At 56.6% G+C, this 25,946-nt stretch carries 24 protein-coding genes and 1 tRNA gene; 14 read left to right on the top strand and 11 right to left on the bottom strand.

Going from position 1 to position 25,946, the window contains the following annotated elements:
- Nucleotides 1-2 precede the first annotated feature (2 nt).
- Both KP705_RS04215 and KP705_RS04220 read right to left on the bottom strand, forming a co-directional pair.
- Nucleotides 3-848: a sugar phosphate isomerase/epimerase gene (locus KP705_RS04215; protein ID WP_046901102.1), complete on the bottom strand. Its 846-nt coding sequence runs from the start codon at nt 846-848 to the stop codon at nt 3-5.
- 5 nt (nt 849-853) lie between these two features.
- On the bottom strand, nt 854-1,663 hold the full coding sequence (locus KP705_RS04220) for an alpha/beta fold hydrolase (RefSeq protein WP_046901103.1): 810 nt from the start codon (nt 1,661-1,663) through the stop codon (nt 854-856).
- A gap of 128 nt (nt 1,664-1,791) precedes the next feature.
- Here KP705_RS04220 and dusB point away from each other — a divergent pair, with 128 nt between their 5' ends.
- The 6 genes from dusB (at nt 1,792) to hflX (ending at nt 9,008) form a co-directional block, all read left to right on the top strand.
- A complete protein-coding gene (dusB, locus tag KP705_RS04225; RefSeq protein ID WP_046901104.1) occupies nt 1,792-2,883 on the top strand; it encodes a tRNA dihydrouridine synthase DusB in 1,092 nt (363 codons plus the stop codon).
- A 21-nt stretch (nt 2,884-2,904) separates the two neighbouring features.
- Nucleotides 2,905-3,633, top strand: a complete 729-nt coding sequence (locus KP705_RS04230) for a helix-turn-helix domain-containing protein (protein WP_046901105.1) — start codon at nt 2,905-2,907, stop codon at nt 3,631-3,633.
- Nucleotides 3,634-3,701: 68 nt separating this feature from the next.
- Nucleotides 3,702-5,996 carry a PAS domain-containing sensor histidine kinase gene (locus tag KP705_RS04235; protein WP_232309222.1) on the top strand — a complete coding sequence of 765 codons (2,295 nt, stop codon included), beginning with the start codon at nt 3,702-3,704 and terminating at the stop codon, nt 5,994-5,996.
- On the top strand, nt 5,986-7,392 hold the full coding sequence (locus tag KP705_RS04240; RefSeq protein ID WP_046901107.1) for a sigma-54 dependent transcriptional regulator: 1,407 nt from the start codon (nt 5,986-5,988) through the stop codon (nt 7,390-7,392). The genes KP705_RS04235 and KP705_RS04240 overlap by 11 nt, the downstream gene beginning before the upstream one ends.
- A gap of 96 nt (nt 7,393-7,488) precedes the next feature.
- Nucleotides 7,489-7,704 (top strand): RNA chaperone Hfq, encoded by a 216-nt coding sequence (gene hfq / locus KP705_RS04245; RefSeq protein WP_369826498.1) that lies wholly within the window; start codon nt 7,489-7,491, stop codon nt 7,702-7,704.
- Nucleotides 7,701-9,008: a GTPase HflX gene (gene hflX, locus KP705_RS04250; protein WP_046901109.1), complete on the top strand. Its 1,308-nt coding sequence runs from the start codon at nt 7,701-7,703 to the stop codon at nt 9,006-9,008. Before hfq ends, hflX begins: the two co-directional genes overlap by 4 nt.
- On the opposite strand, the gene KP705_RS04255 is transcribed toward hflX, so the two are convergent.
- The 4 genes from KP705_RS04255 to KP705_RS04270 form a co-directional block, all read right to left on the bottom strand.
- The gene (locus KP705_RS04255) at nt 8,981-10,147 is read right to left on the bottom strand and encodes an OpgC family protein (protein WP_046901110.1); all 1,167 of its coding nucleotides are present in this window, start codon (nt 10,145-10,147) and stop codon (nt 8,981-8,983) included. The genes hflX and KP705_RS04255 overlap by 28 nt on opposite strands.
- A gap of 203 nt (nt 10,148-10,350) precedes the next feature.
- Nucleotides 10,351-10,776 (bottom strand): cupin domain-containing protein, encoded by a 426-nt coding sequence (locus tag KP705_RS04260; protein WP_211513333.1) that lies wholly within the window; start codon nt 10,774-10,776, stop codon nt 10,351-10,353.
- The gene (locus tag KP705_RS04265; protein WP_215764098.1) at nt 10,773-11,387 is read right to left on the bottom strand and encodes a cupin domain-containing protein; all 615 of its coding nucleotides are present in this window, start codon (nt 11,385-11,387) and stop codon (nt 10,773-10,775) included. Before KP705_RS04265 ends, KP705_RS04260 begins: the two co-directional genes overlap by 4 nt.
- Before the next feature lie 83 nt (nt 11,388-11,470).
- Nucleotides 11,471-12,925: a SulP family inorganic anion transporter gene (locus KP705_RS04270; RefSeq protein WP_215764099.1), complete on the bottom strand. Its 1,455-nt coding sequence runs from the start codon at nt 12,923-12,925 to the stop codon at nt 11,471-11,473.
- Nucleotides 12,926-13,098: 173 nt separating this feature from the next.
- Between KP705_RS04270 and KP705_RS04275 the strand changes: the two genes are divergently transcribed.
- Both KP705_RS04275 and KP705_RS04280 read left to right on the top strand, forming a co-directional pair.
- Nucleotides 13,099-13,962: an SDR family oxidoreductase gene (locus tag KP705_RS04275; protein WP_215764100.1), complete on the top strand. Its 864-nt coding sequence runs from the start codon at nt 13,099-13,101 to the stop codon at nt 13,960-13,962.
- A gap of 76 nt (nt 13,963-14,038) precedes the next feature.
- A tRNA-His gene (locus KP705_RS04280) sits at nt 14,039-14,114 on the top strand.
- A gap of 179 nt (nt 14,115-14,293) precedes the next feature.
- Here the strand turns inward: KP705_RS04280 and KP705_RS04285 are convergent.
- From KP705_RS04285 to rplM, 3 genes are all read right to left on the bottom strand, one after another.
- Nucleotides 14,294-15,373: a branched-chain amino acid aminotransferase gene (locus KP705_RS04285; protein WP_046901115.1), complete on the bottom strand. Its 1,080-nt coding sequence runs from the start codon at nt 15,371-15,373 to the stop codon at nt 14,294-14,296.
- Nucleotides 15,374-15,563: 190 nt separating this feature from the next.
- On the bottom strand, nt 15,564-16,055 hold the full coding sequence (gene rpsI / locus KP705_RS04290) for a 30S ribosomal protein S9 (RefSeq protein ID WP_010502298.1): 492 nt from the start codon (nt 16,053-16,055) through the stop codon (nt 15,564-15,566).
- A 9-nt stretch (nt 16,056-16,064) separates the two neighbouring features.
- Nucleotides 16,065-16,538 carry a 50S ribosomal protein L13 gene (gene rplM, locus KP705_RS04295; RefSeq protein ID WP_046901116.1) on the bottom strand — a complete coding sequence of 158 codons (474 nt, stop codon included), beginning with the start codon at nt 16,536-16,538 and terminating at the stop codon, nt 16,065-16,067.
- A 325-nt stretch (nt 16,539-16,863) separates the two neighbouring features.
- Between rplM and KP705_RS04300 the strand changes: the two genes are divergently transcribed.
- The 4 genes from KP705_RS04300 (at nt 16,864) to KP705_RS04315 (ending at nt 22,008) form a co-directional block, all read left to right on the top strand.
- The gene (locus KP705_RS04300; RefSeq protein WP_235271788.1) at nt 16,864-18,279 is read left to right on the top strand and encodes a hypothetical protein; all 1,416 of its coding nucleotides are present in this window, start codon (nt 16,864-16,866) and stop codon (nt 18,277-18,279) included.
- Entirely contained in the window at nt 18,276-19,181 is a 906-nt protein-coding gene (locus tag KP705_RS04305; RefSeq protein ID WP_046901118.1) for an SDR family oxidoreductase, read from the top strand. The genes KP705_RS04300 and KP705_RS04305 overlap by 4 nt, the downstream gene beginning before the upstream one ends.
- 93 nt (nt 19,182-19,274) lie before the next feature.
- On the top strand, nt 19,275-20,210 hold the full coding sequence (locus KP705_RS04310; RefSeq protein WP_046901119.1) for a DMT family transporter: 936 nt from the start codon (nt 19,275-19,277) through the stop codon (nt 20,208-20,210).
- 376 nt (nt 20,211-20,586) lie between these two features.
- Nucleotides 20,587-22,008, top strand: coding sequence for a mannose-1-phosphate guanylyltransferase/mannose-6-phosphate isomerase (locus KP705_RS04315; RefSeq protein ID WP_046901120.1), 1,422 nt, complete (start codon nt 20,587-20,589; stop codon nt 22,006-22,008).
- A 9-nt stretch (nt 22,009-22,017) separates the two neighbouring features.
- Here KP705_RS04315 and KP705_RS04320 read toward each other — a convergent pair whose 3' ends face one another.
- The gene (locus tag KP705_RS04320; protein ID WP_046901121.1) at nt 22,018-22,608 is read right to left on the bottom strand and encodes an NTP transferase domain-containing protein; all 591 of its coding nucleotides are present in this window, start codon (nt 22,606-22,608) and stop codon (nt 22,018-22,020) included.
- Nucleotides 22,608-23,573 (bottom strand): XdhC family protein, encoded by a 966-nt coding sequence (locus tag KP705_RS04325; protein WP_046901122.1) that lies wholly within the window; start codon nt 23,571-23,573, stop codon nt 22,608-22,610. The genes KP705_RS04320 and KP705_RS04325 overlap by 1 nt, the downstream gene beginning before the upstream one ends.
- 146 nt (nt 23,574-23,719) lie before the next feature.
- Between KP705_RS04325 and KP705_RS04330 the strand changes: the two genes are divergently transcribed.
- Nucleotides 23,720-24,916, top strand: a complete 1,197-nt coding sequence (locus KP705_RS04330; RefSeq protein ID WP_252348227.1) for a molybdopterin molybdotransferase MoeA — start codon at nt 23,720-23,722, stop codon at nt 24,914-24,916.
- Nucleotides 24,870-25,943: a GTP 3',8-cyclase MoaA gene (gene moaA / locus KP705_RS04335; RefSeq protein WP_305798438.1), complete on the top strand. Its 1,074-nt coding sequence runs from the start codon at nt 24,870-24,872 to the stop codon at nt 25,941-25,943. The genes KP705_RS04330 and moaA overlap by 47 nt, the downstream gene beginning before the upstream one ends.
- Nucleotides 25,944-25,946 lie beyond the last annotated feature (3 nt).

Consider the following 25,946-nt stretch of genomic DNA (forward strand, 5'->3'; position numbering starts at 1 on the left):
TGTCAGGCCTTGTTCCAGGCATTCTCCAGTCCCTTGCGTGATTGACTGATGAGAGCCTCGAGATCTCCGTCATAGAGACTGTCCGGAACCTCTGACGAGAAAATTTCGACGGTGCAGGCCCCTCGAAAGCCCGCCTCCCAGGTGGCGTGAAGCATGTCATGCAGAGGAATGACGCCATCGCCGGGAATGAGCCGATCCGTGGCAGAATATGGCGTCCGCCAGTCGCTCACCTGAAGAACGTTGATTTTCTTGCCAGCTTTCCGAATGGCGCCACAGACGTCGTCTTGCTGCCAGATGTTCCAGTAATCCAGACAGAGGCCCATCGCTGGGTGGCCAACACCCTCAATGATCTCCAGGGCCTGCTCTATCGTCCAGATTGCGCTCTCAACATTGACGGATGTGGGATTTAGCGGCTCCAGCGACAGGGAAACGCCCAGATCAGCCGCCAGCGGGCACAAGTCCCGCAGGTAACGTGCAGTCTCATCCATGACACGATGCATGTTCCCATTGGGTGGAGCACCTGTGTTGGTGACGAAAACGGCGCCCGGCGCATAGGGCGCAAGAGTCTCAAGGCTTTTCCTGAGACGTGCTGCGCGCTGGGCCGGGTCGGCTGGTTCAGGGGCCATCTTGCTGTCGAAGAAGGTACGGACAGAAGGCTGAATGGCGCTGATGGTCATGCCGCTGTTGGCAGCAAGAGTCATCTGTTCATGGATGCGTGCAGGGTTCAGCTTCGCTTCGCAGATCTCGATGGCCTGTACGCCTGCTGCTTTGTAGCGTGCGACGTCTTCTTCGAAGGACCAGGGCTGGGTAGTAAATTCGTTCATGCCGAACAGAAAGGGCAGGGACATCGGAATCAGCCTTTCAGGAACTCGATAACGGTCCGATTGAATTTTTCGGTTTCGTCGATGAAGACCATATGCGCGCTATCCTTGAAGAAAACGGCTTCACAGTTCGGCATATGATCGGCCACCCAGGCTGGCCCCCCTGCGGGCAGGATTTTGTCCTTCTCCGCGACCATCATAAGAGATCGCAGGTTGAGATGCGGCAGAACGTCACGCCAGTCCTGTGTGGTGTGATCGGCCATCATAGCGGCACGGGCATAGTCCGGGCTGGCGGCCATTTCCCGAAGCAGGAAAGCTTTCTCGTCTTCTGGAATGTCCTGGCTCAGGCAGTCTGCCAGATTGCCGCGGTCAAAGTTTTCAGCATCCAGAAAAACCTGCTGCTGAAGGTAAGCCAAACCGGCCTGATCGTAGCAGGTTGCGTGACCCAGCTTCCATTCCGGAGAGTAATACTGTTTCGGCGTCTGTTGAACGAATATGGCGCTTCTGAGCCGATCCTGTCCGAACAGTTCCAGATAGGACCAGATCACGGGGCACCCGATGGACCAGCCCAGAACGGTCGCATCCTTGAGGTTCAATGCACCAATCAGGTCTCGTAGGTCTGCGGCCAGTCTTCCGATGCGGTAACCGTGTTTTGGTTTGTCCGAGCGTCCGTGTCCGCGCAAATCCATGGTGATGACACGTGCATGCTCGGACAGGGCTTCGACGTTGCGGTGGAAAAACCGCCCCGAAAACGTCCATCCATGGATCAGGACGAGGGGGCGTCCATGCCCTTGCTCTTCGTAATGAATGCGTGTTCCGTCGCTCGCGGTGATGTGGGGCATGAAAACCTCCTGCGTCGCTGTGCAGAGTATGGAAGGGATGCAAGGCGATAGCGTTTCAGGGGCGTTAACGGTTTCGTGGCAAAGGAGCGTTTGCGCTTGAGAGAGTGCATCGGTAAATTAACAGTGTCATGACAGCTTCCTCCTCTTCCGCTCCCCCGAACCGCGTTCTCGCGCCCATTGATCTTGGCCAGGGCGTAGTGATCGAAGATCCGGTGATCCTTGCTCCGCTTTCAGGGGTTACGGATCTGCCGTTCCGCCAGCTTGCGCGCGACCTTGGCGCGGGGCTGGTCGTGTCTGAAATGATCGCATCCTGGGCAATGATCCGGGAGAACGAGAACACCATGCGCATGGCGCGTTCGGCCGGGAATGGCCCGAACGCGGTTCAGCTCGCCGGGTGTGATCCGGATGCGATGGCGCAGGCTGCGAAGATTGCGGTCGATGGCGGTGCAAACCTCATCGACATCAATTTCGGTTGCCCTGTGAAGAAGGTCGCGATTGGCCAGATGGCGGGTTCCGCCCTGATGCGGGACGAAGTGCAGGCTGGAAAGATTCTTGAGGCTACGGCACGGGCCGTCAATGTTCCCGTGACGCTCAAGATGCGCATGGGCTGGGATCACGACTCCCTCAATGCACCACGGCTTGCGAAAATTGCGGAAGAGAGCGGGATCCGGCTCGTGACGGTTCATGGGCGCACCCGTCAGATGTTCTATAACGGAACTGCAGACTGGCGTTTCGTAAAGACCGTGAAGGATGCTGTGGGTCTGCCGGTGATCGTGAATGGCGACATCAACACGATCCGTGATGCCCGTGAGGCGCTCCATCAGTCTGGCGCGGATGGCGTGATGATCGGCCGAGGCTGTTATGGCCGTCCATGGTTCACGGCACAGGTGGCTCAGTCCCTGAAAACCGGGCAGGATGTTCCTGACCCGGATCTGGCAACGGAAAAGTCAATTGCCCTGCGTCACTACAGGATGATGCTGGATCATTTCGGGGAGCGCCCCGGTCTGCGTCTGGCGCGCAAGCATGTGTCCTGGTACTCCGGCGGTCTGCCCGGCTCTGCAACATTCCGTTCCGCCATTAATCGTGTGGATAACGCGCCGGAAGCAATCTCCATGCTGGAAGAGTTCTATGACCGGAACATCGAAGCAGGCGTTGTCCGGGACCGTGAGAACGGACCAGCCGGCAGCATGCCGCGTGATGGATGCAGTGAAGCAGCCTGACCGGCAAAGGTTTGGTCAGGGATGGTGATGCAGGCTGAGCCCTTGCTGGCGGATGAAGCATGCCGTCCGATGTTTCTGTATGGGGCATCCCGGCTCGATCGTCAGGACGTTGCGCGTCGACTGCACACGCATAGTGCGCGGGCGCAGCAGCCTTTCGTGGTCGCTGCGCTGACAGCTACCCCCTGTGCACTGCGCGAAGACGCTCTGTTCGGAGGGCGTGAAAGCGGCTGGTTCGAGCAGGCGCAGGGCGGGACGCTGCTTGTCGATGAGATTGACTGCCTGTGTCCGGCGTTACAGGTCCGGTTTGTCTCTGAGATTGAACGTCCCGAGACGGATCTGCGTGTGATTGCTGCGAGCAGGCACGACCTGACCCTTCTGCTGCGGCAGGGTAATTTTCAAAGCGGTCTACATCGCTGGTTGGCCGCATTCGAGCCATCGCAGCGCCTCGGACCTGAGCGCATCAGTGCGGTGTGCCGTCTGCCGGGGACAGGAAACGAGCGTCCACGGGGGCTGGCGCGAGCGCTTGAGCGGCCGTTAACTGAGTATTTCGAGACCGGGCTGGAAAACGACGCGGGTGATCTGCATGCGAGTGTGGTGGGTGAAGTCGAGCGGCCGCTTATCACCATGGTCTTGCGGAGAACAGGCGGCAACCAGCTTCGCGCGGCCGCCATGCTTGGCCTGAACCGCAACACGTTGCGCAAGAAAATCAGGGAACTGGATATTACGGTTCCAAAGGGAAGTGACGAGTGAGTTCTTTTTCTCCGGGGCGTGTGCTGAGACGACTGACAAGCGCCAACGGGGTGGTTCTTCTAACCGTCATGGCATTGATTCTTGCGTTCGCGACTTTTGTCGTTCTCGCGGGGGGCATGTCACTGGCGCATCGGCCGCAGGTGCAGGCCATCATCTTCTTGCTCGACTTCATCATGCTTATGCTGATTACGGCAGCAGGGGTGGTGCAGATCGGGCGCATGATGGCAGAACGGCGGCTTGGGTTAGCCGGTGCAAGGCTTCATGCGCGCCTCATTACCCTGTTTGGAATTGTCGCTGTTGCACCGACCATCGTCGTGGGAGCTGTTGCAGCGCTATTCTTCCATTACGGCGTGGAGATCTGGTTTTCCAATCGCGTCAGTAATGCCCTGACGGAGGCCCGCTCCGTAGCAGCGGGGTATCTGCGGGAGCATAACGACAATATCCGTACAGAAGCATTTGCCCTCGCAAATACGCTGATCCTTATTCAGAACGATGAGCTGTTCACTCATGGGACAGACCTGTTCCACAATCCATCCCGTCTGCAGGAACTGCTGGACGATGAGGTTTACGAGCGTGGTTTGACCGATGCTGAGGTCTTTGATCCGCTCACGGACAAGGTCCTGGGTGTCGGTGGTCTTCTCGGCAAGACGGACATGAATACCCTGCCGCCTTTACCGCCCAAGTCTGTGGTGGAGATGGCACGCGGGGGAGACGTTGCCATTCTCAACCGCCCTGATCAGCGCATGGTGCGCGCCATTGTCTCGCTGGGCGGAAATTCGGGGCTCATGCTGGTCATTACCCGGCCTGTCGATCCTGATGTCCTCGAGCATATGCGGCGTACCAACGAGCTCGTGCAGGATTACCAGCACATGATTGCCAATCGGGGCAAAACGCAGGTCACTGTCGTGGTGATCTTCGGCCTGATGGGGCTGCTGGTTTTGGCTGTTGGTATGTTGACGGGGCTTGCGCTGGCCAACCGTATTGCGAACCCGCTAGGCCTTCTCATTCTTGCCGCAACGCGCATTTCCCAAGGTGATCTGGGTGTTCGTGTTCCGGTGCCAGCAAAGACGAGCCGTGAAAAGGACGATGAGGTTGTGGGGCTCTCTCGCGCCTTCAATCGTATGACCGACCAGCTTGAAAGTCAGCGGTCAGAACTGATGCAGGCTTACGATCAGATCAATGAGCGTCGGCGATTTACGGAAACTGTTCTGGCAGGTGTGTCGGCTGGTGTCATTGGTTTGGACCGGGGGCAGGTGATCGAATTGCCGAATAGGGCTGCTTCCGTCGTGCTCCAGCGGGATTTGCAACCTGCGATCGGCATGAGGCTCTCTGTCAGTGTCCCGGAATTTTCAGCTCTGCTGGACAAGGCAAGGCAGGCGCCTGAACGCGTCCATACTGATGAAATCCAGGTGGATACGGATGGCGCGCAGCGCCCGGGAGGGCCTGGTGACGGTGGCGGTGCCGGTGCCGGACGAACACTCCTGGTGCGGATCGTGGCCGAACTCCGTGGCACGGATGTCGCCGGTTATGTCGTAACCTTCGATGACATCACTGCGCTTCAGTCAGCGCAGCGTAAAGCGGCCTGGGCCGATGTGGCCCGACGTGTGGCGCATGAAATCAAGAACCCCCTGACGCCAATCCAGCTTGCAGCAGAGCGGCTGAAAAGGCGCTTCCTGAAAGAAATTCAGAGCGATCCCGACACATATACGCAGCTTGTCGACACGATTGTCCGGCAGGTTGGGGATATCGGCCGGATGGTGGATGAGTTCTCTGCTTTTGCACGGATGCCACAACCCGTGATGCAGAACGAGGACTTTTCCCGGATCTGCCGGGAAGCGCTGGTGCTGCAAAGAAACGCTCATCCCGACATTGTGTTCGAAACACGGGATCTGCCTCCATCAGGGCCTATCGTTCGGTGTGATCGGCGACTCATAGGGCAGGCATTGACAAACCTTCTGCAGAATGCGGCAGATGCCATAGCCATGACAGACCGCGGAAAATTGCGGGAAAACGCGTCTGACGCCCTGATGCAGCCAATTGGACACATTGTGGTGGGCTTGCACATTCGGGACGGGCATGTCCTGCTAGGGATAGAAGATGACGGGATTGGTCTGCCGACTGGGGAACGCCACCGGTTGACCGAGCCTTATGTGACACACAAGGCGAAGGGCACAGGTCTTGGCCTTGCGATTGTCAAAAAGATCATGGAGGACCATGCCGGGATGCTTCAGCTCACCGATCGGGACCCCGATCCGTCATCCGGACGGCGCGGGACACTCGTCACACTGTCTCTGCCTCTGGCGGAGCTGGGTGGTGCAGGAGAGAAGGAAGACCGGATCATGAGGGTGACAGATGGAACATGAGATTCTGATCGTCGATGACGAGCCGGATATCCGGTTCCTGATCGAAGGTATCCTGAACGACGAAGGATATGCGACCCGCACGGCCGCGAACTCCGATCAGGCTTTGGAGCTTTTCAGGGCACACAGGCCGTCCCTGGCCATTTTGGATATCTGGTTGCAGGGTTCCAAGCTGGACGGGATTGAACTGCTTAAGGTCATGCAGGCTGAAGAGCCAGGTCTGCCTACGCTGATGATTTCAGGTCACGGCACCATTGAAACGGCTGTTGCCAGCCTTAAACATGGTGCCTACGATTTCATTGAGAAGCCATTCCAGTCAGATCGTCTGCTTCTGGTGGTTCAGCGTGCCTTGGAAGCTGCCCGCTTGCAGCGCGAAAATGCAGAGCTGCGACTGCGGGCCGGGCCTGAGACGACGCTATCGGGGGAAGGGGCTGCCGTTTCGGCTGTTCGTGCCCAGATCGAACGTGTGGCTCCGACCAACTCCCGGGTGCTGATTACCGGCCCAGCCGGTTCAGGCAAGGAAGTGGCAGCACGGATGATTCATGCGCGCTCCCGTCGTGCGGAAGGTCCGTTCATCGCGCTGAACTGTGCCACGCTTGCGCCAAACCGCTTTGAGGAAGAGCTGTTCGGTCTGGATGGTACGGACGGCCAGCCCGCACGCCGTGGGGTTCTGGAACGTGCTCATCGCGGAACGTTGCTGCTCGATGAGGTGGCAGATATGCCGCTGGAAACGCAGGGCAAGATCGTTCGTGCCTTGCAAGACCAGACTTTTGAGCGGATTGGAGGCAACACGCGCCTCAAGGTTGATGTGCGGGTTATTGCCACGACAAACCGTGATCTTCAGTCCGAAATCATGGCGCATCGCTTCCGGGAAGATTTGTATTACCGGTTGGCCGTTGTCCCTCTGCGCATCCCGTCACTCCGGGAGCGTCGTGAAGATATTCCGGGACTGGCCAAGCACTTTCTGGAGCGTTGCGCACAATCTTCAGGATTGCCGATCCGTGAACTTTCGGTGGATGCGCTTGCGGCGTTGCAGGCTTATGAGTGGCCCGGCAATGTGCGTGAATTGCGCAACCTGATGGAGCGTCTGCTCATCATGATGCCAGGCTCGGGGAGTGACCCCATCCGGGCAGACATGCTGCCATCCAGTATCAGCCAGGGTGCGCCGTCCATGACGCGCCTGAACTCCGGGGCGGACGTTATGAGTCTGCCGCTTCGAGAGGCCAGAGACCTGTTTGAAACGCAGTATCTACAGGTTCAGCTCATGCGGTTTGGTGGCAATATCAGCCGGACGGCCAATTTCGTCTGCATGGAACGCAGTGCATTGCATCGCAAGCTGAAGCAGCTTGGTGTTACCACACAGGAAGATCGCTCGACGTCACCGGCAGTCGGGGGATAAACGGGCAGTGATCCCAATTCCTTTTTTCCTCAGGGCCGGCGAGTCAAAAACATCGTGACGTCAGAAACTTCATCCACTTCCGCCGGAAGAGACGCTGTGCAGGAAGTTTTCCTCCAGCATCTCCATCAGATCGAGGCACCGGTCACGGTGTTTCTCGTCAATGGCGTGAAGCTTCAGGGGGTCGTAGCTCAGTTTGACAGCCACACGCTGCTGCTGCGCCGGGATGGGCATGTTCAACTCATTTACAAGCATGCCATCAGTACAATCATGCCCGTGGGAGCCCTCCCGCGGTTTGCGGACAATGAACTTTGAGCGGATTTGATACCAAGAAGCCTGCCACGCGTGCTGCTGTCATTCTCCCGTGGGAGAAATCGGGACAGCAGGAAGATATCCGGGCTGCAGATGCCCGTCTGGAAGAAGCGGTCGGTCTTGCTGCCTCCATCGGACTGGTGATCGTTCGGCAGGCGGCAATTCTGCTTCGGGCGCGTCGCCCGGCAACGCTGCTGGGTAGCGGGCAGGTTGAGCAGCTTGCCGAAGCCGTGAAGCTGGATCAGGTCGATGTCGTCATTATCGATGCCCGTCTGTCCCCGGGACAGCAGCGTAATCTGGAAAAGGCGCTGGGGTGCAAGGTCATGGATCGGACGGGTCTGATCCTTGATATTTTCGGTGCTCGTGCCGCCACCCGAGAGGGTGTGTTGCAGGTCGAACTGGCCCATCTCGAATATCAGCGCTCCCGTCTTGTACGTCTGTGGACCCATCTTGAGCGTCAGCGCGGTGGTTTCGGCTTCCTTGGTGGACCGGGCGAAACGCAGATCGAAGCAGATAAGCGGATGCTCGCGGACCGGATCGGCCGGATCAAAAAAGAGCTGGAGCAGGTTCGGCGTACACGTGGTCTGCATCGGGATGCGCGCAAGCGGGTTCCATTCCCGATTGTTGCCCTTGTGGGATACACCAATGCGGGTAAGTCCACGCTCTTCAACGCGCTGACAGGCGCGGCAGTCCATGCTGAAAACCAGCTCTTCGCGACGCTGGATCCCACGATGCGCGCGCTGCGTTTGCCTTCAGGACGGAACGTTATCCTGTCTGATACGGTGGGATTCATCAGCGATCTGCCGACAGAACTGATTGCTGCCTTCCGGGCAACCTTGGAAGAAGTCTCGCAGGCAGATGTCATTCTGCATGTTCGTGATGTGGCTCATCCGGATAGTGCCGCTCAGCGTGCTGACGTGCTGAATGTTCTGGACGGCATGGTGCGGGACGGCATGCTGGATGCCCAATGGCCGGAACGAACCATCGAGGTTCTGAACAAAGCAGACCTGATCGGCGGTGTTGAAGCCGTGCCGAAGCGTGACAACGCTGTGGTGATTTCGGCCATCACAGGCGATGGTATTCCTGATCTGTTCGAAACATTGGACCAGTACCTGACGCAGTCCATGCAGGATGTAAAAGTCAGTCTGTCCCTGCAGGACGGTGCAGCACTGGCCTGGCTTTACCAGCATGGTGAAGTTGTCGAGCGGTTTGATCATGAGGGCGGGATGGATGTGCAGGTCCGTCTCTTCCCCATGGACTGTGAGCGCTTTGAAATCAGCTATCCCGGACGTGCTGCTACGGCCTGAGGGGCCATGCGTGCACGGGCCGCTTTCGCCTTCTGGCGGGAGCGGTCCAGCGGGATTGCGAGCGCGAAGGTCAGAATAAGCCCCAGGACATTAATAATGATCTGAAGGCCCAGGCCTGTTCCAAAACTACCGAGGATCAGGCGCCCTAGCAAATCCAGCACTGTGCCGAACGAGAACACTTCCAGTGAATTTCTGCCAAGCAAGGCCAGGATCTGTCCCAGGCGATCTGCTGAAAAACGACGTAGAACCTTTGAAGACTGCACGAGATAAAAGATCGACATGATGTCGAACAATCGCCAGACGGCGAGGGTCGATTTCCCATTGTTGGGTGGGGCCGGAAACAGGCGCAGCCCGCTCAGGTGCCAGTATTCATACGGAAAGCAGAGGATAAAGGCGCCAATCAGGTAACTTCCACACAGCACCTTGGCCCATGTTCGGGCTGGCAGATCGCCATTATGCTTTGATGCCCAAACGGCACCGAGCACACCCAGAATATATAGAAACTGCCAACCGAACGGATTCATGTACCAGCCATTCGGGTCCAGCCAGTTTGGAACCGTGATGCGCGGATCGATATTGGCAATTGCCCAGATGGCTGCACTGACGCCAAGCAGCAGCCAGACGCTTTTCTTGAGGGCAGCGTAGATCAGCGGGAAAAGAGCCAGAAGAACGATATAAAGCGGCAGGATGTTCAGGTAGCTCGGGAGCGCATCGAACGTCAGGATGCGCCATAGCCAGCCGTATCCGTGGGCCAGTTGCGGCTCAAGAATATATTCAGGTACGGGCTCGTAATGGCGCCAGTGCCGGACGGTCCAGACGAACACCAGTGTCATGGCTGTCTGATAAATATACAGCTTGGCGCAGCGTGACAGGATGCGGCGGATACCGCTGGTCCAGCCGTCGCGGTCGATCAACCGACCATATGCCAGATAGGACGCATATCCTGCCAGCATGACGAAGATTTCAGCTGCGTCGGCAAAGCCGAAATTGCGAATGGTAATTCTGTTGATGAGATTATCAGGCACATGGTCAGCCAGCATCATCAGCAGAGCTGCGCCTCGCAGTGCATCGACACGATGATCGCGGGTATGCTTGCGCGGTAAAGGCTGTGCATCGGGCGAAGAGGCTGGCAGGTGCATAGGGCCTTAATACAGTTTTCATCAAACCGGAGTATGAAGACTCGATTACCGCAACATTAAAGATTGTATGGAAAACTGAACCGCTGGCTGACAGCAGACTGTGTTCTCTGCTTCACGAGAACGGCCATGTCATTCTTTTAATATTGATAAGATTTCAGAGATATTAAATTCCTTGAAGGAAATCGCTCCTGAGATGAAAGGCGCTATCGAGGTGGTGTTTGAACGTAATCGTCTGCGGTGAAAGGCGGAGCTGAAATCGCGTAAAAACTTAGGGGTGAGTGGGGGGCAGCCGCTATTTTATGCTTCAGATGTGGACTGAGGCGAATGATGTCCCCGGCTTTAACAGAATTAGCCTGATCCCCTAGCCAGACCGTGCCCTCTCCCTCATGAATCAGGAAGATTTCTTCCGAGTGTCGATTGTAGCTCTCAGGGTAGGCAGTTCCGGCAGTCAGGGTGAAGAGTGCGATGCTCTGGTGATGGGAGGGAAGTGCCGCGCCGATACCGATGAATTCCTGTAGCGTGCTTCCCGGTGCGGGATAGATGGCTGGAACATGGTCGGGGTGAACAACTTGTGCGGCAGCGAAGCCAGGCGCAAACAGAAGCGACAGAATACCAAGGCTGATCTTCATTGGACCTTGTCTTTCACACGGGTAAGGGCAGTGATCTGCTTACGGAAGGCAGGGTAACGCTCGCTAAGGGTGTTGCGTTCACCTAACTGAAAATCTTCTGGAATAAAGCCTGGTGCCATGGTCGTGCCGACAAATGACCAGCCTGATGGCCCAGCGGGGGCTGAACCCTGCCAAACACCTTCCGGCACGACATAAGCGGGATGATTTTTATCCAACGTAATGCTCTCGCCTTGTCCGTTAGGGTGGAGCAATAGAAGATGAACGGGGTCTCCAGCATAGAAATGCCAGATCTCGACTGTCTTCAGGCTGTGAAGTGCGGAGAAGTCACGCCGTGTTTCTACAAAGAGGATTGCCGTGGACACAGGGTGCGTGACGCCAGCATAACGGGGAGGCAAAGCTGAACCAGCAATAGTTTCTGTGGTGCGCTGAAGCTGGGAAAACCAGCCACCTTCTACAGGAACTGGCTGCATCTTGTAGCGATTGATCAGAGCCTGTGCCGCGGCAGGGATCTGGGCCGCAGCGTTGTTGTTCTGAGGCTCGGGCGGCGCGGAAGCTGAAGCTCCAGATGCCACGATGGAGCATATGAGGCTAGCAATAATAAATCTGCGCATCCGGGCAGCTTTCCTTCTCACGATCATGAGGAGGCCTTTGTATCCTGCTTCCTGCCCGGACGCGATATTTCCTTAGAGACGTCTCACATCGCCAGAAGCGTATTGTCCGACTGAGATGCAATTATGCCATGCTGCTCATGCTTCAGGCCAGTGACTTCAACTGTACGTCCATGACTTCGAAGCTTGTCCAGAACCTTTTCCAGTGCCTGCACGGACGTGACATCCCAGAACCTTGCATGCGTTAAATCGAGCACGACGAGTTCAGCGTTCGTCAGATAGTCAATTTCAGCCGAAAGGCCGTCTGCGGATGCAAAAAAGACCTGTCCGGAAATCGTGTAGGTCTCTGTTGACCCCTCGCGGTGGCTGGTTACGGTCAGGAGGCTGGCAGCTCGCCAGGCAAAAAATACACCTGACAGCAGCACCCCGGCCAGAACGCCGGCAGCCAGATCATGCGTCAGCACGACCACAATAACGGTCACAAGCATTGTCAGGCTTGAAAGCTTGGGCTGACGTGTGACGTCTCGTAGGCTGCCCCAGGAAAAGGTGCTGATCGAAACCATGATCATGATGGCGACCAAGGCGGCCATCGGAACCTGTCCCACCCACCGATGAAGAAGGACCATCAGGGCGAGTAGAAAAGCGCCTGCCGTGAAGGTGGAGAGACGTCCAAGGCCGCCGTAACGCAGATTGCCAACTGTCTGGCCGATCATGCCGCACCCGGCAATGCCGCCGAAGGCTCCGACAAGGATGTTGGAGATGCCAAGGCCTGTGCACTCCATACGTTGATTGCCGTGCGTGTCCGTCAGGTCATCGACGACTGAAGCTGTCATCATGGATTCCAGCAACCCCACGGCAGCCATGGCGATGGCATAGGGAATAACGGCTGACAGGGTCGCCCAGTCCAGATTAATGTGGGGAATAGTGAGGTTAGGGAAACCGGTTGGGAGTTCACCCAGATCTGACACCGTGTGAACAGGCATGGGATGGACCATTGTGATGGCCGTCAGCAGGACAATGCAGATCAATGGGGATGGGATGGCGTCAGAAATCTTGGGAAGCAGGTAGATGATGACGAGACCCAGAGCGATCAGGGCGTAAGTTTCCCAGCCAACGCCCAGCAATTGTGGCACCTGTGCGGAAAAGATCATGATGGCCAGCGCGTTGACGAAGCCTGTACGAACTTCCGCGGAAACAAACCGCATAACGGCCTGAAGGCGCAGAAGACCGAAGACAATCTGTAAAGCGCCTGCAATCAGAGTTGCGAGCAGCATGGCCTGCACGCCGTGGGCATGTACGAGTGGTGCTGCAACGAGAGCAACAGATCCTGCTGCTCCTGAGATCATTCCGGGTCGGCCACCAAAAATTGCGATTGAGACCGAAATGACAAAAGACGCGAACAGCGAGACCGCAGGTGAAACACCTGCGATGTAAGAGAAGGCAATGACTTCTGGAATGAGGGCAAACGTGCCGACCATGCCAGCCAGAACCTCACGCAGCGGGTTTTGTCCCCACTGGCGGCGGTAGAGAGCGGGTGTCATGACAATCCTTGAGAGTAAAGAGCTACAGGGTGCGACGTATTCGGGCCCGGCGCGGCAATGATGAGGCCAGTGTAACGTGCCTTGAAGCGGGTTTGAAGATGTTCACGTCGAAAGATGATTGAACATTTACGGCATTAACGGCGTTGGCATGGCGACAACTTAAGGAGTTCGACATGAGCCAATATCCGAAGCCTCCGTTCGACACGCCATTGCAGAAGCATATTCCTGGCCAGACATCGGAAATGACACCCAAGCCTGATCATGGTGAGCAGACCTATGTGGGCAATGGGCACCTGAGGGGTAAAACGGCAATCATCACCGGAGGCGATTCCGGGATTGGCCGTGCTGTCGCGATTGCCTTTGCGCGGGAAGGGGCGGACGTAGCATTGTCATTCCTACCCGAAGAAATGGACGACGCACGCGAGACTGCTGCGTGGGTCGAGAAGGCTGGCAGAAAAGCGCTGCTCTTGCCGGGAGACATTAAAGAACGCTTCGTCTGCAAGGAAATCGTCGACAAGACGGTGGCCGAATTCGGCAAGGTGGATGTGCTCGTCAATAATGCTGCCTTTCAGATCGAACGTGAAACTCTGGAAGATGTCAGCGAAGACGAATGGGATCTGACGTTTGATACGAATTCAGGCGCGGTGTTCCGTCTATCGCGGCTGGTTGTTCCTCATATGCCTGAAGGCGGCTCCCTGATTCATACCGTCTCCGTCAATGCGGATCGGCCAAAGCCAAAGCTGTTGGCCTATTCGGCAACCAAAAGCGCCATATTGAACTTCAGTGGTGGTTTGGCAGAGTTACTTGCGGAACAGGGAATACGTTCAAATACGGTTGCTCCCGGACCAATCTGGACGCCGCTGATTCCCGCAACCATGGGCGGAGAACACGTTCGCAATTTCGGAGCAGATGGCCCGATGAAAAGACCGGGGCAACCTGCGGAGCTCGCCGGGGCCTATGTCTTTCTGGCCAGTGATGAGGCAAGTTACGTCTCGGGCGCCAATATCGCTGTAACTGGTGGTGTCCCTGTTATCTAAGCAGAAAATTGAAGAAAACTTTGAGAAAGGGCTAGACGCCAGCTGAACCTTTCTCTAAAGAACGCATCGCTGTGTGGCGGATGTAGCTCAGTCGGTAGAGCGCCGGTTTGTGGTACCGGTTGTCGCGGGTTCGATCCCCGTCATTCGCCCCAGCAATCTCTCTTAAAATTATTGCCTGACTAAAGCCCATTACGGGTTTGGGTACGTTCTTTCGGATGTGTGACTGTGCAATCCGTATCTGATGCCGATCAGAAGCTGAAAGCCTGAATCTATGGTTATCAAAGCTGTAAAAACTCCTGCCAGTATTGAACTGACAGGAGTTTTTTTGTCGTCAGACGATGCGATGCACCCAGCCATGGGCGTCATTGGTGCGGCCGCCCTGAAGATCGGTCAAAATTTTCTTCAGTTTGGTTGCTACCGGACCCGGCGTCTCGCCGTCGCCAAACACGGCTTCTCCGGAAGGCCGGACCAGCTTGCCAACGGGTGAAAGCACGGCAGCCGTGCCGCAGGCGAAGGCTTCGGTGTATTTCCCGGATGCGGCTCCCGTGAAGATCTCGTCGATCTCTACGGGTTCTTCAATGACTTCGATGCCATTATCGGCAGCCAGTCTGATCAGGCTGTCACGGGTAATGCCGCGTAGAATGGTGCCTCCGAGGGGAGGCGTGACGATCTTGCCGTCATTGCGCACGAACATCACGTTCATGCCGCCCATTTCTTCAACATAGCGGCGTTCACGGGCATCGAGGAACAGTACCTGATCGCAGCCCTTCTCCTTGGCTTCGGCCTGAGCGACAAGGCTGCCGGCATAGTTGCCGCCGCACTTCGCTTCCCCCGTGCCACCAATCGCTGCTCGGGTGTAGAACTCGGAAACCCAGACAGAGACGCAGCCTGCACTGAAATAGGCGCCTACCGGGCAGGCGATGACAATGAACAGGTATTCGCTTGCAGGCTTTACGCCAAGGAACACCTCATTGGAGATCATGAAGGGGCGAAGATAGAGGCTTTGTCCTTCACCAGCCGGAACCCAGTCCTGGTCGATGCGGACAAGTTCATCAACGGCCTGAATGAAGAGGTCTTCGGGCAGCTCAGCCATGCCCATCCGGCGGGCGGAGGCTGCGAAACGGGCTGCGTTGGCTTGCGGACGGAACGTCGCGATATGACCATCAGCTTCCCGATAGGCTTTCATGCCCTCGAAAATTTCCTGTCCGTAGTGCAGGACTGTGGACGCCGGATCGATGCTCAGGGGGCGGCGCGCTGTAATTTTTGCGTCGTGCCAGCCTTTTTCGCTCGTATAGCGAATGGTCGCCATATGATCAGTGAAAACACGACCGAAAGCCGGGCTGACAAGAAGCTGCGCGCGATGAGCCGGGTCCATCGGGGTTTCGGTTTTTTCAATAGTGAAGGTCGTCATGAAAAGAACTTCCGCAAGCTACTCTGATAAACGTGCGGGGCACTCTGCCACAGGAGTTAGGGAGAGGCGATAGGGAAATATTATTTCCAAATTCACTTTCTGATGGAAATTAAAGTTTGCGCGTCAGGCATGAAAAAACCCCGGCCACATCGTGACCGGGGTTTCTCCAAAGCTTCGAAAAACTGAGGGATCAGCGCTTCGAGAACTGGAAGGAACGACGTGCCTTCGCACGGCCGTACTTCTTACGCTCGACAATACGGCTGTCACGCGTCAGGAAGCCAGCAGCCTTCAGGATGCCACGCAGGCTCGGCTCATAGTGCGTCAGTGCACGGGAGATACCGTGACGAACTGCACCAGCCTGGCCGGACAGACCACCACCAGCGACTGTGCAATACACGTCGAACTGGTTGTAGCGGTCAGCGATCAGGAACGGCTGCGTCAGAAGCATGCGCAGAACCGGGCGGGCAAAATACGTCGTGACCGGACGGCCATTGACGATGATGTCACCCTTGCCAGGCTTGATCCACACACGGGCTACGGCATCCTTACGACGGCCGGTAGCATAGGAACGGCCCTGGGCATCACGCTTTACTTCGTGAACCGGGGCGGCGTTGGTGGCTACTGCAGGAGCAACGCTCGCAAGGTCCTGCAGCGTGCCGGTGCGCTCTTGGGTCTCGGACATGGTCAGGCCTTACGACTCGTGTGAGATTGTGTTCTTGCGGTTCAGGGCAGCCACGTCCAGCTTGACAGGCTTCTGGCCGTCATGCGGGTGCTCGGAACCAGCGTAAACATAAAGGTGCTTCATCTGAGCACGCTGCAGCGGACCGCGCGTGATCATGCGCTCAACAGCCTTCTCGACAACGTGACCCGGGTTCTTGCCCGTGAGACGCTGCGTGATGGTGCGCTCCTTGATGCCACCCGGATGACCCGTGTGGTAATGGAAGAGCTTCTGGCCGAACTTGTTACCCGTCAGAGCGATCTTTTCTGCGTTGATGACAACAATGTTGTCACCGCAGTCGACGTGCGGGGTGAACTGCGGCTTGTGCTTGCCGCGGAGACGAGTAGCGATGATGGTGGCGAGACGGCCGAGAACGAGCCCTTCGGCGTCGATCAGCACCCAGTTCTTCGTCACCTCCGCCGGCTTCAGCGAACGTGTGGTCTTCATTAGTGACATTCCAGCTTGGGGCGCGACAGGGCCGCGCCGTGGATGGCGCTTTCACAAACAGAAAAATTCTCTGATGAGAATGCTGCTGCCTGGAAAGCGGATCAGGTGCGGCCTTATTGCGGGCTCGCGCCTTTCCGTCAAGTCATCTTTTGGAATCAGGATGGCTGATTCGGCCCGGTTTCCAGCCATTTTGAGCTATGAGGTATTATGATACCGCAATTTTTTTGGGTCTGATTTGCCCCGGACGCCCGGAATGGTATCCTGCCCTCAATTCAGGGACCGCATCTTCCTGTCCCCAGTGTCGATGAAAAACAGGAAAAACAACGTGAAACGCCCTTGGCTCACAACGAGCCTGCTCGCAGTCATCGCTGGAATGAGCGCGATTGGTATCCATCACGCAGCCTCTGTTGCGCTTGATCGGGGGATTTCCCGGTTCCGTGCCTCGCTTCCTGTGGGAGCAACCCTGAGCTATTCCGCCGCGCGCCCGGCCATCCTCGCCCGTGGAGCGTTGCTGACGGATGTCATTCTTCAGAATGGCAACATGACGTTCCGGGCACACACTTTACGTCTGGGTCATCCAATCCCGACCCCTGATGGGGGCCTGACGCTGTCCCACATGGATATGGTGGATCCGTCTCTCCAGACGCCTACTGCGGTCATCCGGGCCCATTCCGTTACTCTGAATCATCTGGTGACACCGCCGCCTCCCGCAGGGAAAAGCGGTCTGGAGTCGCTCGATCTGGGGCATCTGAATCTGGAGCGTGGATATATAGATCATCTGTCGGTGCAGAATCTTTCGCAGGTTCTTCAGCCGAACAGCATGCACTTCAACAGTCTGACGTCAGACTCGATCCAGATTGATGGCTACGGCCCGGGACGCACGACGACGATCGCGATCCAGAACGGCCTTGCCATTGCGTCCCGTACGACGCTTCAGCCTGACGGAACGCCTCGCGCCATGTCAGTGCAGATGTCTTTGAAAAACTTCCAGCTTCGCCAGCCTGAACTTGCCACCCGGATTGCCGACGAACAGGCTGGGAACGAAGCCGCTGCCTATGTTCTGCCACCTCTTGAAAGCATGAAGCTGAGCGGCACGCAGATCATTTCGGCAGACAGAACGTTCAGCATGGATACGCTGATTGGTACCGGAACGCGTAAAAGCGGCAAAGACACGACGGTTTTCGAGGGGGAGGGTTTTCATACACACTCTTCAAGCGGCAAGGTGCCGGTCCATATTGATGGGCATTCTTCAACCTTGAAATATACGCAAGAGCGGATTGCGCAGACGGGCGAACTGCATGTGCAGGGTGTCTTGAACATTCCAAACTTCACCGAAGCTCATTTCGGCATGAATTTGCTCGGTCCTTCGGATCAGCAGCTCAAGGTTGGGACAGTCAAAAATCCGCATGATGCCATCCAACTGGCGCAGGTGACTCTCACGTTGCATGGCGATCGTCTGGTGCAGTCTCTTCCGTCCCTGAATGCAGGACGCCCTTTGGACGGTGCCGCTCAGGACCAGGCAAGAACGGTTCTCGCGCAGGGAATGGAAATGGGGCTGTCGCCATATCCTGCCCTGGCGGCTTTGCCGGATTACTTCGCGAACCCCAATGACCGCACGTTATCGATCACTCTGACGCCAAAGCCGCCTTTGACGCTCACGGCATTAGCAGCAATAGCGTCGTCGCCTACGGCAGCCATGACGTTGATGTCGCCGGATAATCTCAAGGTGACTGTCCAGTGAGCCAAAGCGACAGCACGTCTACGATCTGCGTTATTGGCGCCAGTGGTCGTTCAGGCTCGGCGCTCTGTCGTCAGCTGATTGCTCAAGGGCGCAGTGTCATCGCTATTGTGCGGAGCCGAGGAAAACTGGCTCCTGATCTTGCAGAGATGTGCACAGCCGTAAGGCAGGCCGATCTGACAGATCCGGTTGCTCTTCCAATTGCGCTGGAGCAGGCAGACGTTGTCGTGAATACAGCTCATGCCCGTCATCTTCCAGCCATTCTGGTGGCAACCCGTGCGCCTGTTGTTGCTCTTGGCAGCACTCGCAAGTTTACGCGTTGGCTGGATGATCATGGTCGTGGGGTGCTGGCAGGCGAAGCTGCCCTCAAGGCAGACGGTCGCCCTTCGATTCTTCTTCACCCGACGATGATTTATGGTGCTCAGGGAGAGGATAATGTGCAGCGGCTTGCGCGCCTTCTGGAGCGTCTGCCGATTGTTCCACTTCCTGGCGGTGGGCACTCGCTGGTTCAGCCCATTCATCAGCAGGACGTCACACGCTGCGTCGTTGCGGCTATTGATCTTATTCTTGGTGGCAAAATCAGCGGGCCAGAGGTTTTTGTCATCGCTGGCCCTAATGCTGTGCCTTACCGAACGTTTGTTCGGATGATTCTCTATTTTTCAGGGCTTGGTGGTCGGCCGATTATCTCGCTTCCTGCGTGGTTTCTGATCGCGGCTGCTCGCATCATGCGGCACGTTCCGAAGCTGCCCACAATTGCGCCGGAAGAAATTCGACGCCTTTTGGAAAACAAAAATTTCGATATCGCTCCGATGAGGGAGCACCTGGGCGTTAACCCGATGCCGCTGGAAATAGGGCTGCAGCATCTTTTGGCAGTAACGCCCGCTCATCAGGGTCATACAGATTAGTTTTAATGTTTTGTCACATTGACTGCGCGGCAGATGAGGTCTCCATAGTCTCCGGGCCATTATGACGGTCCGGAATGCGTGGAGACTCATCGGGTGAATCTGAAGTTCCTCTCATCAGGCATGATGTTGTCTTTCGCGGCTTTTGCCCTTTTTTCCATTAGCGATGCCTGTTCCAAAGGCCTTGCTGGGCAACTGGATCCGTTTGAAGTTGCTTTTTCAGGCGGTATTTTCGGTTTTCTGATCTTGCCGTTCATCCGAAAGCCACAGGAATCCTATTCCGATATTTTCGCGACGGATCGCCCGTCCATGTGGCTGTTGCGTGCGTTTGCGACATTTGTGTCCACGGCTTCCAGTGTCATGGCTTTTATGCTGCTGCCGATGCCAGAAGCATTGTCGCTCATGTTCCTGATGCCATTTTTCGTGACCCTGATTTCCGTCGGAATTCTGAAAGAAAAGGTGTCTGGGTGGACCTGGCTTTCGGTCGGTGTCGGATTTCTCGGGGTCCTGATCGTTCTACGACCGGGTGTGCGGGCGTTTCATCTGGGGCACTTCTGTGCGGTGATCGCAGCCATGGCGAATGCTGCCAGTGTGATTGCTTACAGACTGGCAGGCAACCAAAGCGCCCGACTGTCCCTGTTTGGCTCAAGCCTGTTTGGTCCGCTGATCGGCGATGGTCTTCTGATGCTGGCACACGCCACCTGGCCACATGGTGCTGGGAACTGGGCGCTTCTGTTCGGATACGGCTTTCTGGCTGCTCTTGGTCAGCTTTTCATGATGATGGCAACGGCTCTGGCACCAGCGAACCGGGTTGCACTCCCACAATACAGCCAGATGCTTTGGGCAGTGGCGTTCAGTTATCTGCTGTTCCATCAGCCGCTGGATAACTGGACGTTCGTGGGTATCGTTGTTGTAACACTCTCCGGAATGCTGCACTGGGTGCGTCAGAAACTTCACTACGAACGATTGGCCCTGGAGGAGCATTGGCAAAGACATCATCCGTCTTCTCGGCCCCCTGCTGAGGTGGCTTGATCACTTGGTTGATAAGCTTTCTGCTGGAAATGTCTTCATGAGAGACTGACTGAATATTTTCTGAGATATGCAGAAACGTTAAGTGGTGAGACGTTTCTGCAGAAATGCATGTTTCTCTTATAAAAGATGAGAGATCGTCAGAATAAGATGTGGCGTCGTTTCCGCGATAGTCTTGTGAGTATCTGCATTCGTCTCAATTTTTTAACCTTCGCATCTCATTTTTGTCGTGATGTGTCCGTATGTACTTTTGGGCGTCTCCAAGGTTCTTTATGCCTGACGCGATTGGCAATGCTCGTTAGCCCCTGTAAAATCGTTCGCGACTATGGCTGCGGACGTGCGTGGCTACTTTATTAACTGGTGGAAGAATATCTGCTCCATGGTTCAGAACGTCGTCCCAGTCATCCTCTCTGGTGGGTCCGGAAGCCGCCTGTGGCCGGTTTCACGCAAAAGCTACCCGAAGCAGTTCTGGCCTCTGCTGAGTGACAAGACGCTCATTCAGGAAACTGCTCTTCGAGGGCGAGCTGCGGGCTTTGCCGATCCGGTTGTCATCTGCAATTCAGAGCATCGTTTCATCGTTGCTGAGCAACTGCGTGACGCGGGGATTCACAAGGCCAAAATCGTTCTTGAGCCGGTTGGCCGAAACTCTGCTCCTGCCATTGCTGCTGCGGCTTTCATGGTCGCAGAGCAAGATCCGGACGCCATCCTCTGGATTATGGCAGCGGATGCAGCCATTACCGATGAAACTGCTCTTCAGCACTCCCTGAAAGATGCTCTGAAGGCTGCAGAGGCTGGCCGGATTGTTACGTTTGGAATGAAGCCGACGCGACCGGAAACGGGCTATGGATACATTGAAGCCGGTTCTGAACTGGCCGGTGTACAGGGCGTCTATGAAGTTTCCCGCTTCATTGAAAAGCCGCAGGCTGCCAAAGCCGAAGAACTTTTCCAGTCCGAGAAGTGTCTCTGGAATTCAGGAATGTTCTTTGCCAAGGCGGGCGTATTCCTGAAAGAGACCGAACAGTTCGAACCCCGGATTTATGAGACTGTTGGGCAGTCGGTGCGCAATCGCCATACTGATATGGATTTCGAGCGGCTGGAAGAAGAAAGCTTCTCCGCGGCGCCAGATATTTCCGTTGATTATGCTATCGCCGAGCGTACCAAGCTCGCAGCCGTGGTGCCGGGTAATTTCGGGTGGTCAGACATTGGAAGCTGGGATGCTCTGTGGGATCTGACGCCCAAGGATGCAAAGGGAAATGCGACCTTCGGCGATGTTTTCCTGGATGATGCGCGGAACTGTTACGTCCGTTCAGATGGGATCATCGCCACAGTTGCCGGTGTGGATGATCTGATCGTGGTGGTGACACCGGATGCAGTAATGGTCTCGCATCGTGATCGTGCTCAGGATGTGAAGCACATGGTAAACCGGCTGGCGCAGGCAGGCCGCAAGGAAGCTGTCGCGCACAACCGGTGCTATCGTCCGTGGGGTTTCTACGAAAGCCTCATCCAAGCCGATCGTTTCCAGGTCAAGCGTATCGTGGTGGAGCCAGGGGCGAAGCTCTCCTTGCAGAAGCATTTCCATCGTGCGGAGCACTGGGTCGTTGTTGGTGGAACCGCCATGGTGACACGTGACGAAGACCTGGTGATGGTTCGTGAAAACGAAAGTATCTATCTGCCGTTGGGCTGTGTTCACCGGTTGGAAAATCCGGGCAAGATCCCTTTGACCCTGATTGAAGTTCAGTCCGGTCCTTACCTTGGTGAAGATGATATCGTTCGTATCGAAGACGTATACGCACGAAGCTGATCTGAGGCGTCAGGCAGGCGGATCAATCCAGCCTGCCTTGACGGCGTCGGCCATTTGATCAGGAGTATCGAGGTCTTCGAGTAATTCGGGGGCCACGATTTTTTTTGGTGGCAGGTCTGCCCACAGGTTTCGAAATCCTTTGTCCCCACTGAGTTCGGGGGCCTTGGCTAATGTGGTGGCAGACACGCGAACCGGAATCCCCATCGCGCCTTTTTTGTACTGTGTGACGATATTCGCATTGGCTGGGAGGGTGTCCCTCAGCCGGAGCAGGTGCGGCAGGGATAGCCTCGGCTGGTCTGTTCCCGCGATGAGAATTGACCTGTCCCGTCCACTCAAAGCTCGTGCTGCGCATTGAATGGAACTCGCCAGGCCGGTGTTCCAGAGCGGGTTGTGGCATATGTCCACAGGGAGTCCTTGAAGGGCTAAGGCGACGGCTTCGGCGGAGCCTCCGGTGATGATGATCAATCGGTCCGGAGATGTGCTCAGGAGAAGTTCTGCAACGTAGCGGACAAGCGGTGTGCCCTGACGGGTGAGCAACTGCTTGGGACGCTTTAATCTCGTGCTGCCGCCTGCGGCAAGAAGAACTGCGTCATGGGGCATTATGCGGGGCGGTTCGCTGTGATCTGGGATAAAATCGACAGAGCAATCTGCATCGGATTACGTGCGTTGATGTCCATTCCTGCGGGCAGGTGAAGTTTCTCCAGATCTTTTGCGGTGATGCCGGCAGCGTGTAACGCAGCAAGCCGATTGGAGATTTTGCGCCGGCTGCCCAGAATTCCAACGCAGAAGGCGTCGGATTTCAGAGCTTTCGAGGCGATGGCCAGGTCAGTGTGAGCATCGTGGGTCAGAGCGTAAACTGCGCTCCAGGCGTCTAGGCGCAAATCATGCAAAGCCTCGTCCAGATAGCGACGATCGTAGCACTCCGGCGCCAATCCTTCCGGCGGAAGCGCAGGACCCAGTGGGCGCAGCAGGAAAGGCTCAACCCCGAACTGGGGGGCCAGCTTCAGAAGAGCCAGTGTCACCGGATCTCCTCCCGCGACAATCAGTCGAATCGGTGGCGTATGTCGCCGCACGAACAGATTACCCTGAGTTCGCACAGCTGAAGGCGAAACCTGCATCTCGCCGGTTTCGAGATCCGTTTGGACGATGATGGCCTGACGGGCTACTCTCGCCTGACGAAGCGCAGCGACATAAGTGGCAAGGTTCGCGATGGGGCGAACGAAAATGCCGATCCTGCCACCACAGGTTAATTGAATATCCAGAACCGGGCTGCCTGCGCCATAATCCAGAGATCTGGGTTGGCGGTCTTTCAGGCATTGCAGGGCTTCTGCTGCGACTGCTGCTTCCACGCATCCACCAGACACATAGCCCTGTACGTCTCCCGCACTGGAAACAGCCATTTCACTGCCAAGGGGGCGGGGAGACGATCCGGTGATTGACACCAGCGTAGCAAGGGCTACCTCTTTCCCCTGTGCCAGCCAGATCTCCAGATACGGGAGGAGATCGTCTGTCAGGCCATAGTCTGGCCACTGGGGAAGAGGAACAAGCCCGTCTGGCCCAATCATGAAATATCCTTTCCTTTATGGGGCCATGAGACTAATCCCAAATGCGTTTGTGACATAGCCTGTCATGCCGGGGAGTTGATCAGGACGGCGACAGGTCTATATCGGCAGAGATGAACTCCGGCACGGAATCATCAGTGGAGCGGAAATTGGTTGAACTCCTGAGCGTCGCGCAGGCCGTGGATCTTGTCCTCGGATATGCAGGTCATTTTGGAACGGAGCATGTTCCACTGGCCGAGGCTTCTGGTCGGATCCTGCAACAGAGTGTCCATGCCGAACGTGATCAGCCCCCTTATGACCGGGTCATGATGGATGGCGTGGCTTACCGTTATGGCGCAGGCTCAGTTCTGGGCTGCCATGGTGTCCAGCGCGCAGGGATACCCGCGCGGCCTCTTCCAGATGGAGCGACCTGCCTTGATGTCATGACGGGAGCCGTTTTGCCGGAAGGGGCTGACACCGTTGTTCCCGTTGAGCGATTGATCCGTGATGGCAAGCGTGTGCATTTTGAAGCCGGATATGAGCCTCAAAAAGGTCAGTTCGTTCATCTGAAGGGATCAGACTGCGAGGCGGGGCATGAACTCCTGAAGCCCGGTCTGCGTCTGAATGGGCCTGCATTGGCGGTGCTGGCTGGTAATGGACATCCCACGGTTGAAGTCTCCAAAGTGCCTTCAATCGGCATTGTGGCTACGGGTGATGAACTGGTCGATGTCGGGACAACGGTTCAGAGTTGGGAAATCAGGCGTTCAAATGAATACGCCCTGACGGGAGCTTTGGCTTCGAGAGGCTTTATCCGCCTTGAACGTTCGGTGGTCCCCGATGATCTGGCCGAGACCATGCTGGCACTGGAAAAGCAGCTTGCCCGGCATGAGGTGCTGATCCTGAGTGGCGGCGTCTCAATGGGGCAGTTCGATCACGTCCCCAAGGCGCTGACGAAACTTGGTGTGGAGCGGGTTTTTCATAAGGTTGCGCAACGTCCCGGTAAGCCGCTCTGGTTCGGGGTTGGTCCTGAGGGGCAGCGCGTTTTTGGTCTGCCGGGAAATCCCGTGTCGGCCACCTGCTGTGCCACGCGTTACGTTATTCCCATGCTTCTGGCGGGGCAGGGCGTCAATCGGCCAGAAACCTACTCTGTTAAGCTCGATGCTGATGCTGCACGTGTGTCGACATTGACCCGCTATCTGCCCGTTCGTGTCCGGCACGATGCCTCGGGGCAGGCATGGGCAAGCCCTTATCCGATGCCCACATCTGGCGATTTCAGCTTTCTTGCGGCAACGGATGGGTTCGTGGAGTTGGCGCCTGGCGATGCCGCAGCCCCAGCCGGGTCCCATGCTGTGTTCCATGGCTGGTAGCACACCTCACGACCCTGTTCGGGACCGCTTCAATCGCCCGCTGCATGATTTGCGGATTTCGGTGATGGACCGGTGCAACTTCCGATGCCCTTACTGCATGCCGGAAGCGACGTATCATGAACATTTTCGCTTTCTGGAGCCCAAGGAACGTCTGAGCTTTGACGAAATTGTCCGGGTCGCACGGGCGGTGGTCTCGCTGGGCGTCACCAAATTGCGTCTGACAGGGGGGGAGCCTCTTCTGAGGCCTGATCTCGTCTCTTTGGTGCGCAGGCTGGTCGCAATTTCAGGCGTCGAAGATGTGGCACTGACGACCAATGGTGTTCTGCTAGGCCGACATGCGCAGTCTTTGAAGGATGCTGGTCTAGGGCGCATTACGGTAAGCCTGGACAGTCTCGATCCCGCTATTTTTGCACGAATGAGTGGGGGGCGGGCGCAACTCGAACCAGTTCTGGAGGCTATCGAGCACGCGCAGGCATTGTCGTTTCCCGGTGGGGTCAAGCTGAACACCGTTGTGCAGCGTGGGGTGAATGATGACGGGGTCGAAGCTTTGGCTGCCCGCTTCCGTCATACGGGTGTTATCGTCCGTTTTATTGAATACATGGACGTTGGCACGCGGAATCACTGGGAGCTGGGTGAAGTTGTTCCATCCCGTGAACTGGTCGAACGGTTAAACGCTCACTGGCCGCTTGAGCCGCTGGGCGCGCAGTATCAGGGTGAGGTTGCGCGTCGGTATCGGTATCAGGATGGTGCGGGTGAGATTGGTTTCATTTCTTCCGTAACAGCGCCGTTCTGTGGGGATTGTTCACGGGCGCGACTGTCTTCGGAAGGGCAGATTTATACGTGCCTTTTCGCTTCGGAAGGGACAGACCTGCGGTCACTTCTTCGCAGCGGGGCAGATGACGAGGCTTTACGCGAGCGTCTGGCTTCGGTGTGGCGGATGCGTACCGACAGGTACAGCGAAGAACGAACCGCCGGTGAGGCATCTTCGACGAAACGTCGGATAGAAATGAATTATATCGGTGGTTAGATC

The sequence above is a fragment of the Gluconobacter sp. P1D12_c genome, from assembly GCF_018812105.1.
Lineage (GTDB): Bacteria > Pseudomonadota > Alphaproteobacteria > Acetobacterales > Acetobacteraceae > Gluconobacter > Gluconobacter oxydans_A.